Origin of the sequence: Novosphingobium sp. B1 (genome assembly GCF_900176395.1) — a bacterium.
Lineage (GTDB): Bacteria > Pseudomonadota > Alphaproteobacteria > Sphingomonadales > Sphingomonadaceae > Novosphingobium.
Genome location: NZ_FWXL01000003.1, coordinates 377046 through 396271 on the forward strand (window position 1 = coordinate 377046; position 19226 = coordinate 396271).

A 19226-nucleotide genomic window follows, 5' to 3' on the forward strand; every position below is an offset into this window, starting at 1 on the left:
ACGGTTGCGCGAAACTGCTGTCCAGCCTAGGCCAAGCCATGGCCAGGGCTGATCGTCTCGAACGTCTCGACAAGCGCCGCTCCGAAATGGAAGCGGATTATCTCGCTGCGCTGATCGAAGCGCTGGAAGTTACGGCTTCGGGCAAGTGGGGCCTTTTTGACCATAATGCCGACAAGATCATGCGCGCGGCAAATGCCCCGATCATCGAAAGCCTGAGCGAACTGGCCGACGAGATAGCCGAGGCCCGCGAAGCGCTGTTCATGGAGCCATTCACGCTCCATGACGAATTCATGGCTGCGCGCGGGAAGCCGCCAGCCAACGCCGTGGGCGAGCCCAAGCAGGCGAGGGCATGGCTGGAACGGCTAAGACGTCAAACCTAGTCGAACAGGCTGCTGACCGAGCTTTCGTCAGCGATACGGCGCACGGCCTCACCGATCAGCGGGGCAATCGTCAGCACGCGGATGCGGTCCGAAGCCGCAGTTGCCTCGGTCGGCATGATCGTATCGGTGATCACCAGTTCCTTGAGCGCCGAATTGCTGACGCGCGCCACGGCTCCGCCTGAAAGCACGCCGTGCGTGATGTAGGCCGAGACGCCCGCAGCGCCCGCGTCCATCAGTGCCTGCGCCGCGTTGCACAAGGTGCCACCCGAATCGATGATGTCATCGATCAGGATGCACATGCGGCCCTTCACGTCGCCGATGATGTTCATCACCTCGGACTGACCCGGGCGATCACGGCGTTTGTCGACGATGGCAAGCGGCGCGTTGTTCAGGCGCTTGGCCAGCGAGCGGGCGCGAACCACGCCGCCCACGTCGGGCGAGACAACCATCAGCTCCTGCGTGCCATAGCGGGTCTGGATATCGGCGGCCATGACCGGCGCGGCAAAGAGGTTGTCGGTCGGGATGTCGAAGAAGCCCTGGATCTGCCCGGCGTGAAGATCGACGGCCAGCACGCGGTCGGCGCCGGCTTCGGTGATCAGGTTGGCCACCAGCTTGGCTGAAATCGGTGTGCGCGGGCCGGGCTTGCGGTCCTGGCGGGCATAGCCGAAATACGGAACAACAGCCGTTATGCGCTTTGCCGAGGCGCGGCGCAGGGCATCGATGCAGATCAGCAGTTCCATCAGGTTGTCGTTCGCCGGGTAGGCGGTCGACTGGACCACGAAGACATCTTCGCCGCGAACGTTCTCGTGGATTTCCACGAAAACTTCCTCATCGGCAAAGCGTCGCACGCTGGCGTCGGTCAGCGGCACTTCCAGATAGGCCGAAACGGCGCGGGCGAGCGGCAGATTTGAGTTGCCGGCCATGATCTTCATGCGTGCGATTCCCTCGGATTCGATCCCCGCCAGCGCCCTTACCCCAAGATGACAGCTTTGCAACTCTTGCAGGGTGCGCGCATTGCCGCCTAGTGGTTACATCATGGCAGACCAACTCCGCATCGTCCTCGCCCAATTGAACCAGTCGGTCGGCGATCTCGCCGCCAATGTCGCGGCAATGCTCGCAGTGCGGGACCGGTCCGGCGACGCGGATCTCATCGTCTACCCAGAACTCATGCTGATCGGTTATCCGCCGGAAGACCTGATCATGAAGCCGGCGCTGATCGAGCGCGCCGCAACCGAACTGGAAAACCTGGCCAAGGTGACTGCCGATGGCGGCCCCGCCATGCTGGTCGGCTCGGTATTCGTGCGCGATGGCGATCTGCACAACGGCGTTGCCCTGCTCGAGGGTGGCCGCATCGCTGCCACGCGCTTCAAGTACGAATTGCCCAACTACGGCACGTTCGACGAAAAGCGCTATTTCATGCCCGGCCCCCTGCCCGAGCCGGTGCTGTTCCGTGGCGCAATGCTCGGCCTGCCGATCTGCGAGGATATCTGGCATCCCGACGTATGCCGCCACCTTGCCGAGCTAGGCGCGGAAATCTTCATCTGCATCAACGGCAGCCCCTACGAGATCGACAAGGACGTGCTGCGGATCGATGGCGTGGCCAAGCGCCGCGCGATCGACACGGGCATTCCGCTGGCATACCTCAACCGCGTTGGCGGGCAGGACGAGATCGTGTTCGATGGGGCCAGCTTCGTCGTCGGACCGGAGGGCGCTCTGTGGGTGCAGATGCCGGACTGGGAAGAATCGGTCGTCACCACGGTTTGGACGCAGACCGCCGTCGGCTCCGGCTCGCGGTGGCGCTGTGAACCGGGCACGGACAACGAACTCGCAGAGCATCCCGAGGACATCTACTGCGCAATGGTCATGGCCCTGCGTGACTACGTGAACAAGAACCGCTTTCCCGGCGTCGTCCTGGGCCTGTCAGGCGGCATAGATTCCGCGATCTGCGCAGCCATCGCCGTGGACGCTCTTGGTGCCGATCGCGTGTGGTGCGTCATGATGCCAAGCCGCTATACCTCGCAGGAAAGCCTCGAGGATGCAGAGGGCTGCGCCAACATGTTGGGGGTGCGCCTCGATACCGTCCCGATCTCACCGGCGGTTGATGCGTTCGACAGCATGCTTGCGCCGGTGTTTGCCGGGAAGCAGCCCGACCTGACCGAAGAGAACATCCAGTCGCGCATCCGTGGCGTCACGCTGATGGCCCTGTCGAACAAGTTCGGACCGATGCTGGTGACAACCGGCAACAAGAGCGAAATGAGCGTAGGTTACGCTACGATCTACGGCGACATGAACGGCGGTTACAATCCGCTCAAGGACGCTTACAAGACCACCGTCTTTGCCGTTTCGGAATGGCGCAACGCCCATCGTCCCAAGATTGGTCTTGGTCCTGATGGCCCGGTGATGCCGCAGCGGATCATCACCAAGCCGCCGAGTGCGGAATTGCGCCCAGACCAGAAGGACTCGGATTCGCTCCCGCCCTACGAAGTGCTCGATGCCATCCTGCAGGGCCTTGTCGAGAACGAGAAGAGCGTCGACCAGCTTGTGGCCGAAGGTCATGATCGCGCCACGGCAAGCCGGATCGAACGCCTGCTGAACATCGCCGAATACAAGCGGCGGCAAGCGCCTCCCGGGGTCAAGCTGGGCGCGCGCAATTATGGCCGTGATCGGCGTTATCCGATTACCCACGGTTTCAGAACCGGAACCTGAAAATCCTCCTCCCGTAGTTGCCTGCATCAGGCAACTGTCTGGGAAAGGTCATGAATGCGCACGAGCTCCCGCCTCAAGGGTAGCGGCTATCTGCTGTCGAGCGTCAGCGTAGCCCTGCTCGGCATCCCTGCGCTGAAATCAGCGCGACACGAACCGATCATGCTCATTGTCCTGATCGCGGGGATGGCGCTGTCCATCGTCGGCATGGCATTGCGCTGGCGATCTCATCGCGTCGAGGCCACTGAGGAATAGTTATTGCGAGCGATTCGCATTGACCCGCAGAGCGAGTATGCTAAATTGCGAATCATTCGCAAGAAAGGATGTCCAGTGCCAGCAGGCGACAGCTCCACCCGCTTCTCACACCTGATCGAGAGCATGGCCCGACCAAACGATGTGCGCGGCCTTTCGCTCAAAGGCCTTCACATCACCATGGCCATGCGGATCTGTGCGGTGTTCGAAGCTGCCGGACGCGATCCGGTGCCGGATCTTGCACAGCGCTATCGCAGCATCGAAGCAGCCTGCGCCGTTCACGGCCTGGTCCGGACCATCAAGCAGGTCTGGCCGGAACCGTTCATGGTCAATCGCCCGTGCTGCCTTGCCATGACGCCAGATGAAAGCACGCTGGCAGCCCTTTCGCGTGCCGCCTTCAACGGCAAGCGCGAAGACTTCTCGGCTGAGGTTGCCGGCTTTGTCCGGGCCGATCGCCACGAAGCGCTTTACAACGCCACGATCCACGCCGTGGCGCTGCTCCCCTGACCATCGCCCCAAAGCGCTCCCTTCCCCTTGCAACGATGCCGCGCTAGGGCGGCGGGCATGACCACGGTTACCCGCTTCGCACCTTCGCCCACCGGCAAGCTTCACGTCGGCAACGTTCGCACGGCGCTGCACAACTGGCTTTTGGCCAGGAAGACAGGTGGCCAGTTCCTGCTGCGGATCGACGATACCGATGCCGAGCGCAGCCGCGAGGATTTTGTTGAAGCAATCCGTGACGACCTTGCCTGGCTGGGTCTGGCTTACGATGGCGAGGAACGCCAATCGCAGCGCACCGAACTGTACGAGCGAGAATTCCAGAAGCTGGTCGCCGCCGGCCGCATCTACCGCGCCTACGAAACCGCGCAGGAGCTTGACCTCAAGCGCAAGATCCTGCTCGGGCGCGGATTGCCACCGATCTATGATCGCGCCGCTCTGAAGCTGACCGAGGCGGATCACGAGGCAAAGACGGCGGCCGGCGATGCACCGCATTGGCGCTTTCTGCTCGACCACGACCAACCGATCACCTGGGACGACGGCATTCGCGGTCCCCAGAACTTTGATCCACGCCAGATGTCGGACCCGGTCATCCGCCGCGCCGATGGTTCGTGGCTCTACATGCTGCCATCGGCGATCGACGACATTGCCATGGGCGTGACCGACGTCCTGCGCGGCGAGGACCATGTCTCGAACACGGCGACGCAGATCCAGATGTTCACCGCGCTCGGTGCGCAGCCTCCGCGCTTTGCTCACGAGGCGCTGCTCACCGGCGCTGAAGGAAAGCTGTCGAAGCGGCTCGGCGCGCTTGGCATGGCGGACTTCCGCGAGCAGGGCATCGAACCCGAAGCCATCGTCGCGCTGCTCGCAAGGCTTGGCACGTCCGACCCGGTCGATCCCTCGCTTGATGTGCCAGCGCTTGCCGCAAGCTTCGATCTTTCGCGTTTTGGCCGCGCCCCTGCGCGCTTTGACGAAGCGGACCTGCATCGCGTCAATGCCCAGATCGTGCACCGCCTGCCTTTCGCACGCGTCGCCCACCTCTTGCCCGAAGGCATGGGTGAGGCAGCATGGGAAGCGATCCGTCCGAACCTTGCCCATATCGACGAAGCGAGGGACTGGTGGCAGGTCATCACCGGCCCGGTCGCAGCGTCAGCCTTCGACGATGAAACCCGCGCCTATCTTTCGCAGGCTGCCGAGGTTACCGCCTCGCTCGACTGGTCAGCCGATCCGTGGCGTGCGCTCACTTCAGCTCTCAAGGACAGCACTGGCCGCAAGGGCAAGACGCTGTTCCTGCCGTTGCGCCAGGCTTTGACCGGCCAAGATCACGGCCCGGAAATGGCCGTCTTGCTTCCGCTTATCGCCCAGGACGAAGCGATACGCCGGCTCAAGGCCTGATCTGCCGCCGCCGTTGCGCTACCCAGGCGACGGGCACCGTGACGACAATCGGGCCGATCCAGTCAGCCCACTGGTCAACCTTGGGCCACACGCGTCCATCGAAGATGCCCCACCAAGGCAGGTTTGCCCGAAGCCCCGAACCGAACTGCTCGATCCAGCGGTATTCGGCCTGCGCCACCTCGCGACCGATGAAATAGCCGCACGCCAGCGCCGCACCCGCCCACCAGTTGCGCGTCGTCAGGCCAATCAGCGCCTGAATGACCAGCGCCACGATCGCATGTTCGATCAGGTTCATCACAGCTCCAATGCAGAGACGGGGGCCCAATGCAAAAGGGGCGGAGGCCTCTCGGCCCCGCCCCTCTTGTTCAGTCAGTCACCTGCCGGTTCAGGCAGCGACGACGCTAGCCTTGCGGATCACGCCGGGGTTTGCCGGCGGTTCGCCCTTGGGCAGCGCGTCGATCAGGTCCATGCCGCTCTCGACCTGGCCCCAGACGGTGTACTGCTTGTCGAGGAAGCGCGCATCGTCGAAGCAGATGAAGAACTGGCTGTTGGCCGAGTGCGGGTAGCTGGTGCGCGCCATCGAGCACACGCCGCGCACGTGCGGTTCGTCATTGAATTCGGCCTTGAGGTCCGGCTTGTCCGAACCGCCCATGCCGGTGCCCTGCGGACAGCCGCCCTGTGCCATGAAGCCCGGGATGACGCGGTGGAACTTCACGCCATCATAGAAACCTTCGTTGGCCAGTTCCTTGATGCGCTCAACATGGCCGGGAGCCAGATCGGGGCGCAGCTTGATGACCACGTCGCCGGAATCGAGCGTGAGGACCAGTTTTTCGTCAGCCATTAGTCGCAATCCTTGCTTGTTTGCGCGCCGATATAAGGCTTCCGAAAATAAAGTCACGCATAGGTCTGCCGACCGGTTGCAATTGGCGCATCAGCCGGTAACCCGCCCCTATGGAGCGCGACGAAGACATCATCGACAGCCTGCTCCCCGACGTGGACGATGCGCCCACGCCGGCTGAACCTGCACGTAATGCAGAAAGCCTCGACGAGGAGGACAACACCCTCCGCCCCGGTTTCGTTCGCCGCGTCGCCGAAGCTCTCGAAGCGGGCGACGACGAGACCGTCTATAACCTTGTCGAACCGCTCCACCCGGCCGACATCGCCGACCTTTTCGAGCTGATCGACCAGGATGACCGCGTAAAGCTTGCCCGCGCGATCAACGATCTGCTCGGTGGCGAGGTCATCGCCGAGCTTAACGACTACGTCCGCGAATATCTTGTCGAGGAACTGGAACCCGAAGAGGTTGCCGAACTCGCCGAGCAGATGGAGACGGACGACGCCGTCGCCCTGATCGAGGACCTTGACGAGGAAGACCAGCAGGCCGTCCTTGCCGAGATGGAGCCGGAAGATCGCGCCGCGATCGAATCCGCGCTGTCCTACCCCGAGGAGACCGCCGGTCGCCTGATGAGCCGCGATCTGATCGCGGTGCCCGAGGCGATGACGGTAGGCGACCTGATCGATTACCTGCGCCGCGACGACGAATTGCCCACCGAATTCTGGGAAGTGTTCATCGTCGACCACAAGCACCATCCGGTCGGCACCTGCAGCCTCTCATGGATCCTGCGCGCGCCGCGCAGCGTGCCGCTGGCCGACGTGATGAAGCGCGACCAGACGCTGATCCCGGTCTCGATGGACCAGGAAGAAGTAGCTTTGCGCTTCCAGAAATACGCACTGATCTCGGCTGCGGTGGTTGACGAATCCGGCCGCCTCGTCGGCCAGATCACCGTCGACGATATCGTCCACATCATTCAGGAAGAGGCGAGCGAGGACATCCTGCGCCTGTCCGGTGCCGGCGATGGCGACATCAACGAGCCGATCCTGCTCACCGTTCGCACGCGCCTCACCTGGCTGGTCGTCAATCTCGGCACGGCGCTGGTCGCGGCCTCGGTCGTCGGCATGTTCCAGGGCGCGATCACCCGCTTTGCACTGCTTGCCGTGCTTATGCCCATCGTTTCCGGCATGGGCGGAAACGCCGGCACGCAGACCCTGGCCGTGGTCGTCCGCGCCATTGCCACCAATCAGCTGACCAGTTCGAACACGATCCGCATGATCCTGCGCGAACTGCGCATCGCCGCTGCCAACGGCACCACGCTCGGCATCCTGATCGGGCTTGGCACCGGGCTGCTCTTCGGCAATCCCCTGCTCGGCGCGGTGATTGGCTCGGCCATGGTGATCAACAACCTCGTCGCAGGCCTTGCCGGGATCATGGTTCCGGTCACGCTCGATCGGCTAAAGGTGGATCCGGCTGTCTCTTCGGCCGTATTCGTGACGATGGCGACCGATGTCATGGGCTTCTTCTCGTTCCTTGGCCTCGCCGTCCTCAGTGGCCTCGCCTAGTCGAAAGAAGATCAATGCCCCTGCACATGACGAAAGTGGCCTATGGGGCACAATCGCTGGCCGAGATCCACGAATGGTTTTCGGACACTGGCCGTCGCGGCGGCGCGAAGCTCGCCTACCTCACAACCCGCAACCGCCCCAAGCGCGCCGAGGAAATGATCGGCGGGTCGCTCTACTGGATCCACAAGCACCAGCTTGTCGCCCGCTCGGAAATCGTCGGCTTCGAAGAGGCCGAGGGCGGACGCACCAACATCGTCGTCAGCACGAAACTGATCGACGTCCATCCCAAGCCCCGCCGTGCCCACCAGGGCTGGCGCTATCTTGAAGAGGCGGATGCTCCGGCAGACCTTGGCGATGGGGAAGCAGGCGAAGTCCTTCCGGCACAGATCGCATCGGAACTTGCCAAGCTCGGGCTGGTCTAGCGGGCCTTCGCGGCCACCATGGCATCCCACTGCGGCCAGGCGATGTCATATCCCGGATAGGCGACGCTTCGGAACGGCCAATCGCGCGCGATCCAGTCTTTCGTCCAGGCCAGCAGGTCGCTTTCAAAGCCTGCATCGTGCTCTGCCTTGGTGACCCACATCCTGACCACGGCGTCATACCCCTTGACCGTACTCGGATAGACATAGACGCAACCACGCTCGCGCGTACCGTCCGGGGTGAGCACTGCATAGGCAAACGACGCCCGTCTGGCGAAACGCGCTTGCTCGGACTCCATGTCCTTCATCGCATCGGCAGCCGTGATGCCGGGATGGGGCCAATCCTTGCTGCGCGTGAAGGACGCCTGCAGGTGCTCGATCGACGACATGTAGGCATCATAATCGATCTTGACCAAAGCCGGACCGAGCGGAACCAGCTTGAAACCCTTGGCCTCCACCAGTGTGGGAACATCGAAACTCGCCGGCACGAGAGCTGAAGGCGCGGATGATTCCCCGGCCGAAGCCTGCACAGCCGCCGTGGCAAGCAATGCCGCTGCAAGGGTACGAAGCAGGATCATGCCGATCAGGACGCCAGCGCGTCGTGGTTCAGACGCTTGCGGAACAGGCGATGCACCAGCCGGTCTTCGAGCACGCGCCCGACCAGATAGAGAAAGGCGAAGATCCCCGCAAAGACATAGGCCGGCGTCGGCGATAGACCCTTGCCCTTCTTCTTCTCGTCCTTTTCGCCGTCTTTCTTCTTTTCGTCCTTCTTTGGCGCTTCCGGGGCGGGCGCGCCAAGGAACTTGTCGATGGGGTGCTGCGGCAGGACCTTGTCCTTCTTCGCAGCCTCCTTCTTCTCGATCCTGGCCTTCTCCGCCGGAGTCATGTGCGCCTCTTCCCAGTTCGCAACCGCCACGCTGAGCTGGCCGAATGCCAGGAACAGCAGTGGCGCAAGGAAGCAGAACAGCAGGATGCGGCTGGTCAGCCGGTAGGTCAGCACCGGGCCCTGCGCACCATCTTCTATCGTCAGCACACCTCGATCGAAGACCGACATCTTGTCCTGCGCGGGCTGGTCCTTCTTCTCGAACACCAGAGTATCGTCCGAGCGCGTGTAGGTCGTGCCATACTCGTGGAAGAGCGGGTCAAGCCGGTCGAAAGCCTGACGGGCGGATTGCCCCGGCGCCAGCGACACGCTGCCTCGCACGTTCCAGATCCAGTCGATGAACCGGGCGTTCATATCGATTCCGCCTTGGCGCAGGGCCGCGATCATTCGGCTGGCACCGCGCCGCCGGGAAGATCATCGATCGACCCGCCGCCCGACTTGCCAAGCTTCTGCTTCATGGTCTTCCAGCCTTCGGTGAAAGTGTAGGTCATCTGCTCACGGATCGACATGCGGCGGCCACCCTCCATGCCCAGCAGTTCCGCCTCGCCATCGACGCAGGTGCCGAACATGCGATCGATGAAGATGAAGGTGCCGGCATAGTTGCTCCGGCTGCCTTCGAAGTCGCGCGAGTGGTGCACGCTGTGGTGTTCGGTGGTGTTGAACACGAAGCGCCACCAGCGCGGCACGTTGAAGCGGACGTTGATGTGCTGGTAGATGCCCGTTGTCATCCCGATGGCACCGGCCAGAAGGGCTGCGCGCGGCAGGAAGTCGAAAAACCCGCCAATGCCGAGGCCGATCAGGAACAGTTCGACCGGATTGCCCACGGCGCCCTTGTTGATGTTAAGCTGCGTGATGTAGTGATGTACCGAATGGGTCAGCCACAGCGGATACCAGTTATGCATGCCGCGGTGCATCCAGTACTGGCCGAAATCAAAGATGAGCAGGATCAGGAATGCCTGCAGCAGCAGCGGGAGTCCGGTGAACCAGGCCAGCTTGTCCAATTCGAAGTTGTTCTGAATGGCGGTGACCGCAACGTCCGAGCCGATGAAGTGATCGACGAGGTCGAGAATGGTGTAGCCCAGGCCGACATAGAACAGGTCGACCACGAACTCCTTCCAGGTCAGCTTCCAGCTTTCATAACGTGGGTTGACCCACTCTAGCGCCAGCAGCAGCGCCTTGAAGCCGATCCCGATCCAGATCGCAGTCGATGCCTTGGCGATCGAATTGGGTGCGTAATACCAGAACGCCAGCAGGCTGAAGAGCGCCACCGGCTGGAACCAGCTGAAGAAGAAGCGCTTGAACGGCCCGCCCTCGACTTTGGGGATGTTTTCCCACCCCACCGTCACCGGCGAATCCGCGCCAATCACCCGCTTGCCTACAACGACTCCAGTCATTCGAGTGCCCTCGCCATGCGTGTCATGAAGATGGGCCTCGCCCGGACGGAACGGGCCACATCGCATCAATGAAATCAGCGTCTTGAAACCGGGTCATTTCCGCCAGATGGCAATGCGGAATGTTAGGCATAGATCATGTCTATGACCTGTCACTCCGGCCGTGCCGGCACCGTCACGATGATGAAGTGATCGTGCACCTGCCGCGTGTCGGCAGCGTCCAGCCGCGCCTTCAATCCTGCGCGCAATTCGCCGATCAGGCTGGCCGGAAGCTCGAGGCGGTGCTCGCCGGGATGCGTCGGCGCTTCGTGGCCGTAGTCCTGCCCGGCGGTGCTGGTCATCTCGATATGCGCGCCCAGCGCTGCGCGGATCGAATGCTTCGATGCGAACGCAGCCAGCCGGTCAACGCTTGCCCGATTATCGGCCATGAAGTTGATCGGGATGTAAAGCCGCCCCGGATATAGTGTATCGCCTGAAAGCAGGACCATTGTCTGCGGATCATAGACCATGATCGCAGCCGCCTGATGCCCGGGCGTCGGCAGGATCGTCAGCTTGCGACCGCCAAGATCGAACGTCGTATTCTGCCCTGGCCAGCCTGTAATGCCAAAAAAGCTGGCAACGTCGGCAGGCTTGTGCCCGATCACCGTCGTATCCGGCCTCCCGCGGAAAGCTGCGTCACCGGCAACATGGTCGCCATGGCTGTGGCTGTGCGCGACCACCAGCGGGATCATCTTGCGCCCATGCGCCGTCAGCCACTGCGCGACAATGCGATCGACGGTCGGTCGGATGACTCCTCCGTCCGCGCCGGTGTCGATCAGCAGCGCCTTGTCCTGCCCGAACAGCAGGTAAAGGAATGGCGCTTCGAAGTTGGTCTTCACCGATTGCCGGATCACGAAGGTGTCGGCGTCCAGCGCCTGAACCTGCACCAACGGCTCAGCGCCGTTGGTGCCGTCAATCCAGCGCTCCTTGAAAAGTTGGGGCGCATTCGTGGCGGCAAGCGCAGGCCGTGCCAGCGCAGCTCCCGCTGCAAGGCACGCGATGGCCCATTTGCTCCATCCTGCCATATCGAGCTTCCTGTTGAAGAAGCAGGTCGGGCGATGCGCCGGTCCTAGCCGATGGCGCACCGCCCTCCCCCACCCGATCAGTATTTGATGCGCGCTTCGAGACCGAAGGTACGCGGGTTGATCACGTTCAGCTTGTAGTAGCGAAGCACCACGCCATCGTTCAGACCGACGCGCGACCGGTCGTTCGAAACCGAGGCGACCGCGTACTTGTCGAAGATGTTGTTGGCGAACAGACCGATGCTGTACTTGTCGGTCTCGTAAAACAGCGAGGCACGGTGGAGGACATAGCCGGGCAGCTTGTCACCGAACGCCCGATCCCAGCCGAGGCGCGTCACCACGTTGCCGCGGTAGGTAGCGGTCCAGTCGCCCACCAGACTGCCATCCATGAACGGCATTGTGTAGGTCGCGCCCAGGCTCCCGCTGTTCTTGGCCGAACCGGGCAGCCGATCGCCAGAGAGCGCATCGAGCTTGACCGGAACGCTGGGATAGACGCCCGCTGGCGAATTGACTGGAATGTTCCCCGGCACATCCTCGGTCAGGCGTGCGTTGACGTAGGAATAGGTGCCCTGGATTGACAGCCCGTCCACCGGCTTCAGCTGGAACGAGGTTTCGAAGCCTTCCGACTTGGCCTTGCCGCCGTTGACGGTGATGCCGACGATGCCGTTGAGCGTTGCCGACGAGACCTGAATGCCGTCCCACTTGATCTGGAAGACGTTGAAATTGAACGTCAGCTTGCGGTCAAACAATTGCGTGCGAATGCCGATTTCCGCGTTCTTGGTCGTATCCGGCCCGTACTGGATCTCGTTGGGCAAACCGCATGGCAGCTGCGTGTTGTTGATCATGTCGCCATCGGGGTCGTTCGGCAGCGGATTGGGGCATGGCGCCACGCTGTTGGGGCCGCCGATGCGATAGCCCTTGCTGTAGGTGCCGTAGATCATGACGTCCGGCGTGATGTTGTAGGAAGAGTTGAACTTCCACACCCAGCCCGTCTTCTTGGCGGTGCCACCAGCCGCTGGCAGGTCATAGGGGCTGACCGGATCGCCGATCAGCGGCACCACGAGTGCACCCGCAATCCGCGAATTGTAACCGAAGTAGCGGGCGCCTGCAGTCACCTGCCATTGCGGCGAGACGCGGAAGGTCCCCTCGCCGAAGATCGCCTTTTCGGTAACCTTGGAGTTCACGTACGAGGCATATTCGACCTCGTCCGGATTGGGCTGCGTGCCGAACGGAACCCACGGATGGTTGGGCACGTGCTCGATATAGTCGCGCTGCAGCTTCTGCTGGTTGTAGAACCCGCCAAGCACCCAGCTGAACGGCCCGCCATGACGCGAGACCAGCCGCACTTCCTGGTTGAACTGCTTGCGCTCGTCCTGGCTCTCGTTCCAACTCGAGAATGCCGGGAAGGTTTCGTAGCCGTAGTCGAGATCGAGCAGCAGATCCGTATTGTCGGAAATGCGCTCGTTGTGGACCTTCGTGTAGGCCGTGGTCGAAACGAGATCGGCAATCCCGCCAAGGTTGGCGTTGATTTCCATGCTGCCAAGATGCGCGTGACGGTCGACCGGCTCGGCGTAGCGCCCTGCACTCTCGTACTTGCCGGTGCCGAGCACACCATTGCTGTTGTACTGCCCGCCGTCGGTCTTGGTGCGCTGGTAGGCGTAGGTGAAGTTGACCTTGAGGTCTTCGTTGAGCTGGAACAGCAGCTGGTTGCGCGTGGTGAAGGTGCGCTCGAAGTTCAGGTCTTCGCGCTTGAACAGATTGGCATCGTAAGCTGCTGGGGTCACCGAGACCGGCCCGCTCGGCTGCGGCAAGGAAACGCCGGGCTTCTGAAGCAGCAGCGGATAATCGATGAAGCCGGGGTCGAAGTAATAACCGGTGGCCGAACGGAACGCGACATGATCCTTCACGATCGGAATGTTGATCATGCCGTCGATCTGGTAGCCGGTATCGCCGCTGTGGTCCTTGGCATAGACGCGGCCATGGGCCTCGGCCTGATAGTCGCTCAGTTGCGGGCGATTGGGAATGTTGCGGATGGCGCCAGCCAGCGTGCCCAGACCGTAAAGCGTGCCTTGCGGGCCGAGCAGCGTCTCCACGCGCTCGATATCGAGCATCTTGAAGTCATAATAGATCGGCACTTCGCCGAGGTACACGCCCAGCGCATCATCGTAGGACGCGCCGGTCGCGCTGGTATCCGATGCGTTGAGGCCGCGCAGCACGATCGTGCCGGTTGCGCCAGGGCCGGTGTCGGAAATCGTGATGCCGGGCGTGAAGTCGGCAATGTCGCGCACGTCGTCGATACGCTGGCGGTTGAGTTGCTCCTGGCCGACGGCACTGATGTTGATCGGCACGTCCTGCAGCGATGTCGCTCGGCGGGTCGCCGTCACGACGATCTCGTTGCTGGCACCATCCTCGGTTGCCTGTGGCGCTGCGTCCTGCGCGTGGGCCTGGGTTGCGCCGATGCCCATAAGCATCGTTGCGCCAAGCAGCGTCTTGCGGAAATTCATCATAGTCACTCGGACCCCCATAGCTACCCTGCCTGCGGTTAAGTGACATCACTCCCCATGACGCTCTGACCCGCCCGGCGAACTGGCCGGGTCGGCGTCTTGCAGGCCTTTTCTGGCCGTTGTTCTGTCATCTCGAATATTCATGCGGTGGCCGCGTCTGAAGCCGTGCCGTCAAGCAAGATCGCGCAATCTGGACCTCGCCAAAGACTGGCCGAAACAGCCCGGTCATCGCAATTTTCTGTCCGCCGACCTGGCTGACAACCGTGACGGTATGGATATTACGGAATGGGTCAAGCGTAATAAATTTCGTGCCAGACAGTATGAACTATGGCTGCTGCACCGCACAAAACCGCAGAAATGCGACGATTTTGCGTCAAAACGATGCCCGCTTGAACGAACGGGCATACGCCGAAAAGCGTACGGCAATTTCGATCCTCAGTCCGTCTAAGGTGCCGTCTGCAATGCTCAGCGAGCGCGCTTGCCGACCTTTCAACACCCGCATTTCCTAGCTTTTGCGGCATTCACCCTTTTTCCGCACCCCGCTTGGCTACGACGCTCCCTCCCGATTCTTCGATATTACCTTTCTTCAAACTCGTAATATTTTTCGATGGACAAGGCAGGGCGTCATGGTGATGCTGCATTGCGAAAGGGGATCGAATCATGATCAGGCTACTTGGCAAGGTAAGCACGGCAGGTCTGATGGCCGGAGCGCTGCTGCTGGCATCATGCTCGCCCTCGCCCGAACAGGCCGCGCAACCCAAGACAGAGTTCACCATCGGCTGGTCGATCTATGCCGGGTGGATGCCCTGGCCCTATGCGCAGCAGGCCGGGATCGTGAAGAAATGGGCCGACAAGTACGGCATCAAGATCAACATCGTGCAGGTCAACGATTACGTTGAATCGGTGAACCAGTACACCGCCGGCAAGTTCGATGGCGTCACTGTCACCAACATGGACGCGCTCACCATTCCGGCCGCCGGAGGGAAGGACACCAGCGCCATCATCGTCGGCGATTATTCCAACGGCAATGACGGCATCCTGCTCAAGGGCGGCAACACGCTGGCCGGGCTCAAGGGCAAGCAGGCCTATCTCGTCGAACTTTCCGTCTCGCACTACCTGCTGGCGCGCGGCATGGAAAAGGCAGCCCTGCAGCCGACCGACGTCAGGACGGTCAACACCTCCGATGCCGACATCGTCGGCGCCTTCGGCTCTCCGGACGTGCAGGCAGCCGTGGCCTGGAACCCGCAGCTATCGGTGATGAAGGGTCAGCCGGGCGTCACCCAGGTCTTCAGCTCGGCCGACATTCCCGGCGAGATCCTCGACCTCATGGTCGTCGATACGGCCACGCTCAAGGCCAATCCCAACCTGGGCAAGGCGCTCGCCGGGATCTGGTACGAGACGGTCGCGCTGCTGAAGCGGCAGGACGCCGAGGGCAAGGCTGCCCGCGCCGCCATGGCCAAGCTTTCCGGCGCCACCCCTGAAGCCTTCGATAGCCAGCTCACGACGACGTTCCTCTATGACGATCCCAAGGCTGCCGTCGCTGCAACCGATGCCCCCGCACTGATCACGACAATGACCAAGGTACGCGACTTCAGCTTTTCCAAGGGCCTGTTCAAGGGCGCGCCCTCGGCAGACGCGGTCGGCATGTCGTTTCCCGGCGGCAAGACGCTGGGCAGCCCGCAGACCGTGACGCTACGCTTCGATGACAGCTTCATGAAGCTGGCAGCGGACGGCAAGCTCTGAGCATTGCCGAAGCCAGGCACCACAAGGATGCTGCTATGCGCCTCGTAAACCGCCATCCCCGCCGCCGGACCGGGCTCCTGTTGGGCGCCATCCCGATCGTGCTGCTGGTACTGGTCTATCTGATCGTCGCGGCCCAACGCCACGCGATCCTCCCCACGGACAAGATCTTCCCGCTGCCTGCGGCCATGATCAAGGCGATGGGCGCGATGATGTTCGAGGCCGATCCGCTGTCCGGGCAACGGGTGTTCTGGGCCGATACCCTCGCCAGCCTGCAGCGCCTTGGCCTTGGCCTCATCATCTCGACCGCGGCGGCCCTTCTCGTCGGCCTGGTCCTCGGTGTGCTGCCGCCCGTGCGCGCAACGTTCGGCCCGCTGGTAACGGGGATTGCCGTGATCCCGCCGATCGCCCTCCTGCCGGTCCTGTTCATCGCGCTGGGGCTTGGCGAAACCGCCAAGGTCGCACTGATCGTCATCGGCATCACACCGGTCATGGTGCGCGATATCGCCAGTTACGTCGCCGAACTGCCGCGCGAGCAGATCGTCAAGGCGCTGACCTTGGGGGCAAGTTCGTGGCAGGTCATGATCCGCGTTGCCCTGCCGCAGGCCATGCCTCGCCTGATCCACGCGGTGCGCCTCGCGCTCGGGCCGGCATGGGTGTTCCTGATCTCCGCAGAAGCCATCGCATCGGACATCGGGCTTGGCTACCGCATCTTCCTCGTTCGCCGCTATCTCTCGATGGACGTGGTCATTCCCTATGTCGCGTGGATCGCGCTGCTGGCGATCGTGATGGACGTGGCGCTGGCCAAGCTCAGCCGCCGCGCGTTCCCCTGGGCTCACGGAGCAAGCCATTGAGCGCGCCCGAGACCTCCGGCCCGATCCTCTGCCTCAAGGACGTCTGGGTCGAGTACGGTGACAAGATCGTGCTCGAGAAGGTGGACCTTGCGATCGAGGAAGGCTCGTTCGTATCGATCATCGGCCCATCGGGTGCCGGCAAGAGCAGCCTGCTGCGCCTGATCCTCGGGCAGGAAGCCCCCAGCCGCGGCACCATCTCGCTCGATGGCGCGCCCCTGACGCCGGAATGCGGCCCCGACCGTGGCGTGGTGTTCCAGCGCTACTCGGTGTTCCCGCACCTCACTGCGCTGGCCAATGTCGTCTTTGGCCTCGAATGCGAAAAGGCGCCGCTGCTTGCGCGCCTGTTCGGCAGCGCCAAGGCAGAGGCGACCGCCCGCGCCACTGAAATGCTCGAGGCGGTCGGCCTTGGCGATTCGCTGCATCTCTACCCCGCGCAGATGTCGGGCGGGATGCAGCAGCGCCTCGCCATTGCCCAGGCCCTGATCAAACGGCCGCGCGTACTCCTGCTCGATGAGCCGTTCGGCGCGCTCGACCCCGGCATCCGGGCTGATATGCACGCGCTGATCAAGCGGCTGTGGCGCGACTATTCGCTGACCATCGTCATGGTCACGCACGATCTGCGCGAGGCCTTCAGCCTTGGCACCCGTGTGCTCGCGCTCGACAAGCGCCGCCACGATCCGCACGCCCCCCACCGCTTCGGCGCGACCGCCGTCTATGACCTCGCCCTGCGCAAGGACGACGAGGCCGCAGAGCCCGAAGCTGCGCAAGCGCCCGTCGAGGAGAGCGCCTGACATGACCACCGAACCGACCAGCCTCGCCCGCCTTTCGATGAGCCTGCCCGGCGAGTTGTTCCGCCAGCTCGACATGATGGTGGAAGAGCGCGGACTGCCCTCACGCTCGCAACTGATTGCCGAGCTGATCCGCCATGCCCTGGCCGAGCATGAAGCCTCGACCCGCCCGGACGAGATGCTCGCCGGCACCATTACCATCGTCTACCGCGGTGATCGCGGCCGCGTGCGCCACCAGCTTGCCCAGACCCAGGGCGAATACCTCAAGGAGGTCATCTCCTCGCAGCACGTCTTCCTCGAAGACGACCAGTCGCTCGAGGTTCTGCTGGTGCAAGGCCCCGCCATCCGCCTGCGCGAGCTGTGCGATGCGCTGCGCCGCGTGCGCGGCGTTCACCAGTTGCAGCTCGTCACCACCACCGCCCTGCTTCCGCCGCTCTATGAGCCGGATGCCGATGAAACCAGGAACGGAGCCGTTGCATGACCGCTACCCTCGCCAATCCCAACGCGGCTCGCGACCATGCCCGCGCGATGGCCGGCACCGTGGTCGAAGCCATGCCCAAGCTGCCCCCGGTCGCCAATGACCTGCCGCAGGGCGTCTCGACCGACGACATCGTGTGGGAAGAGACCATCGCTGCCGGCGGCTATGCCACCCGCCGCCTGTCACGCGGCGCTCGACTGCGCCTGATCGACAGCAAGGGCGATGCCTGCGCTGGTTTGCAGGTCTTCAACGCCGAAATGCCGACCGAGCGGCTCAACGTGGCCGATACGGTGAAGGTCCAGTGGAACGCCTACCTTGGCGCCGGCAAACTGCTGCTGTCAGACATGGGCCGCGTGCTGCTCAGCATCGAGGCGGACACCGCCGGCACGCACGATGCCTTCTGCGGCACCTCGAATGCCGCCACCAATCTTGCCAGGTATGGAGAAGGCCGCAACAGCGGCGCCTATCCCAACGGGCGTGACCGGTTCTTGCTCGGCGCCGCCAAGCACGGATTGCAGCGCCGCGACGTTCATCCTTGCATCAACCTGTTCAAGGGCGTGACCATTGCCGAAGACGGCGCGATCGTGCCGCAGATAGGCCCCTTCGCCCCCGGCCGCGAGGTTACGCTTCGCGCCGAGATGGACGTGATCGTGGTCATCGCCAATTGCCCGCACGTGCTCGACCCGCGTCCTGAATGGTCGGTCACACCGCTGCGCGCCACCGCCTGGCGTGGCCCGGTTACCACCGAGGACGACTCCATCCGCAATGCGACACCAGAAGGCCAGCGCGCCTTCCTGAACGTCGAAGACTATTTCCGTCGCTGAGTAGGAGCACTTCCAAATGAGCGCCGACCCCCATCTTGCCGGCCTTTCGGGCAGCGTCGTCCACGACGAGATCGTTCCTGCCCGCGCCCCCTGGCTTCATCACGTCAAGGCAGGCGAAACCCTGCGGATCGTCGATCTCGAAGGCAACCAGGCCGTCGATTTCCTGCTCTACGCCACGGCTGACGATGCCGAACGCTACAGCGCGCAGGATACCGTGGCAGCCCAAGGCAATCTCTTCCTGCGCACCGGCACCGTGCTGCGCTCGAACGAGGGCCGACCGATGATGACCATCACTGCCAGCGCGGTCGAGTACCACGATACGATCGGCGGTGCCTGCTCGTGCGAATCCAACACCTTGCGCTACGGACATCACACCAAGTCCGAACATGCCTGCGTCGAGAACTTTCTTGAGGCCAACCTGCTCGAAGGCCGCGGCAAGCGCGACATCGTCTCGAACATCAACTTCTTCATGAACGTGCCGGTCGAAGCCGATGGTGCGCTGGGCATTGTCGACGGCATTTCCGCGCCGGGACTGACCGTGGACCTGCGCGCCGAGATGGATGTCACCGTGGTCGTCTCGAACTGCCCGCAGATCAACAACCCCTGCAACGGCTTCAATCCCACCCCTGTCCGGATGATCGTGACCGCATGAGCGCGCC

General features: G+C 62.9%; 21 protein-coding genes. 13 read left to right on the top strand and 8 right to left on the bottom strand.

All coding sequences use genetic code 11. The annotated features are described in order from the left end of the window. Positions 1-38: 38 nt before the first annotated feature. Positions 39-380: a hypothetical protein gene (locus B9A23_RS07690; protein WP_084278261.1), complete on the top strand. Its 342-nt coding sequence runs from the start codon at positions 39-41 to the stop codon at positions 378-380. Here the strand turns inward: B9A23_RS07690 and B9A23_RS07695 are convergent. Further along, a complete protein-coding gene (locus B9A23_RS07695) occupies positions 377-1312 on the bottom strand; it encodes a ribose-phosphate pyrophosphokinase (RefSeq protein WP_084278262.1) in 936 nt (311 codons plus the stop codon). The two genes, B9A23_RS07690 and B9A23_RS07695, sit on opposite strands and share 4 nt — an antisense overlap. A 103-nt stretch (positions 1313-1415) precedes the next feature. Here B9A23_RS07695 and B9A23_RS07700 point away from each other — a divergent pair, with 103 nt between their 5' ends. The 4 genes from B9A23_RS07700 (at position 1416) to gltX (ending at position 5228) form a co-directional block, all read left to right on the top strand. After that, positions 1416-3086, top strand: coding sequence for an NAD+ synthase (locus B9A23_RS07700; RefSeq protein WP_084278263.1), 1671 nt, complete (start codon positions 1416-1418; stop codon positions 3084-3086). Between the two features lie 54 nt (positions 3087-3140). Then, complete coding sequence (locus B9A23_RS07705; protein ID WP_084278264.1) at positions 3141-3338, top strand: hypothetical protein; 198 nt, start codon at positions 3141-3143, stop codon at positions 3336-3338. Positions 3339-3413: 75 nt separating this feature from the next. Further along, positions 3414-3842, top strand: a complete 429-nt coding sequence (locus tag B9A23_RS07710; protein ID WP_084278265.1) for a hypothetical protein — start codon at positions 3414-3416, stop codon at positions 3840-3842. Positions 3843-3899: 57 nt separating this feature from the next. Then, on the top strand, positions 3900-5228 hold the full coding sequence (gene gltX, locus B9A23_RS07715; RefSeq protein WP_084278266.1) for a glutamate--tRNA ligase: 1329 nt from the start codon (positions 3900-3902) through the stop codon (positions 5226-5228). On the opposite strand, the gene B9A23_RS07720 is transcribed toward gltX, so the two are convergent. Both B9A23_RS07720 and B9A23_RS07725 read right to left on the bottom strand, forming a co-directional pair. After that, positions 5218-5523, bottom strand: coding sequence for a hypothetical protein (locus B9A23_RS07720; protein WP_084278267.1), 306 nt, complete (start codon positions 5521-5523; stop codon positions 5218-5220). The genes gltX and B9A23_RS07720 overlap by 11 nt on opposite strands. Positions 5524-5613: 90 nt before the next feature. Next, positions 5614-6069 carry a peptidylprolyl isomerase gene (locus tag B9A23_RS07725; RefSeq protein WP_084278268.1) on the bottom strand — a complete coding sequence of 152 codons (456 nt, stop codon included), beginning with the start codon at positions 6067-6069 and terminating at the stop codon, positions 5614-5616. A gap of 110 nt (positions 6070-6179) precedes the next feature. On the opposite strand from B9A23_RS07725, the gene mgtE reads away from it, so the two are divergent. Both mgtE and B9A23_RS07735 read left to right on the top strand, forming a co-directional pair. Further along, complete coding sequence (gene mgtE / locus B9A23_RS07730) at positions 6180-7625, top strand: magnesium transporter (RefSeq protein WP_139797377.1); 1446 nt, start codon at positions 6180-6182, stop codon at positions 7623-7625. 14 nt (positions 7626-7639) lie between these two features. Further along, positions 7640-8047 carry a DUF1489 domain-containing protein gene (locus B9A23_RS07735; protein ID WP_084278269.1) on the top strand — a complete coding sequence of 136 codons (408 nt, stop codon included), beginning with the start codon at positions 7640-7642 and terminating at the stop codon, positions 8045-8047. Here B9A23_RS07735 and B9A23_RS07740 read toward each other — a convergent pair. The 5 genes from B9A23_RS07740 to B9A23_RS07760 form a co-directional block, all read right to left on the bottom strand. Beyond that, on the bottom strand, positions 8044-8622 hold the full coding sequence (locus B9A23_RS07740) for a twin-arginine translocation pathway signal protein (RefSeq protein WP_084278270.1): 579 nt from the start codon (positions 8620-8622) through the stop codon (positions 8044-8046). The genes B9A23_RS07735 and B9A23_RS07740 overlap by 4 nt on opposite strands. Positions 8623-8627: 5 nt before the next feature. After that, positions 8628-9281, bottom strand: coding sequence for a hypothetical protein (locus B9A23_RS07745; protein WP_084278356.1), 654 nt, complete (start codon positions 9279-9281; stop codon positions 8628-8630). 29 nt (positions 9282-9310) lie between these two features. Further along, the gene (locus B9A23_RS07750) at positions 9311-10321 is read right to left on the bottom strand and encodes a sterol desaturase family protein (protein WP_084278271.1); all 1011 of its coding nucleotides are present in this window, start codon (positions 10319-10321) and stop codon (positions 9311-9313) included. Positions 10322-10470: 149 nt separating this feature from the next. Further along, positions 10471-11382: an MBL fold metallo-hydrolase gene (locus B9A23_RS07755; protein WP_084278272.1), complete on the bottom strand. Its 912-nt coding sequence runs from the start codon at positions 11380-11382 to the stop codon at positions 10471-10473. 77 nt (positions 11383-11459) lie between these two features. After that, on the bottom strand, positions 11460-13886 hold the full coding sequence (locus B9A23_RS07760) for a TonB-dependent receptor (protein WP_084278273.1): 2427 nt from the start codon (positions 13884-13886) through the stop codon (positions 11460-11462). Between the two features lie 657 nt (positions 13887-14543). Between B9A23_RS07760 and B9A23_RS07765 the strand changes: the two genes are divergently transcribed. From B9A23_RS07765 to B9A23_RS07790, 6 genes are read left to right on the top strand one after another with little or no spacing between them, the layout of a single operon-like run. Further along, positions 14544-15626: a putative urea ABC transporter substrate-binding protein gene (locus B9A23_RS07765; RefSeq protein WP_084278274.1), complete on the top strand. Its 1083-nt coding sequence runs from the start codon at positions 14544-14546 to the stop codon at positions 15624-15626. Positions 15627-15661: 35 nt separating this feature from the next. Further along, positions 15662-16477: an ABC transporter permease gene (locus B9A23_RS07770; RefSeq protein WP_084278275.1), complete on the top strand. Its 816-nt coding sequence runs from the start codon at positions 15662-15664 to the stop codon at positions 16475-16477. Continuing rightward, complete coding sequence (locus B9A23_RS07775; protein WP_084278276.1) at positions 16474-17268, top strand: ABC transporter ATP-binding protein; 795 nt, start codon at positions 16474-16476, stop codon at positions 17266-17268. Before B9A23_RS07770 ends, B9A23_RS07775 begins: the two co-directional genes overlap by 4 nt. A 1-nt stretch (position 17269) precedes the next feature. Further along, positions 17270-17746: a CopG family ribbon-helix-helix protein gene (locus tag B9A23_RS07780; RefSeq protein WP_084278277.1), complete on the top strand. Its 477-nt coding sequence runs from the start codon at positions 17270-17272 to the stop codon at positions 17744-17746. Continuing rightward, complete coding sequence (locus B9A23_RS07785; protein ID WP_084278278.1) at positions 17743-18567, top strand: urea amidolyase associated protein UAAP1; 825 nt, start codon at positions 17743-17745, stop codon at positions 18565-18567. Before B9A23_RS07780 ends, B9A23_RS07785 begins: the two co-directional genes overlap by 4 nt. Before the next feature lie 16 nt (positions 18568-18583). After that, positions 18584-19219 (top strand): urea amidolyase associated protein UAAP2, encoded by a 636-nt coding sequence (locus B9A23_RS07790; RefSeq protein ID WP_084278279.1) that lies wholly within the window; start codon positions 18584-18586, stop codon positions 19217-19219. The last annotated feature ends 7 nt before the right edge of the window (positions 19220-19226 follow it).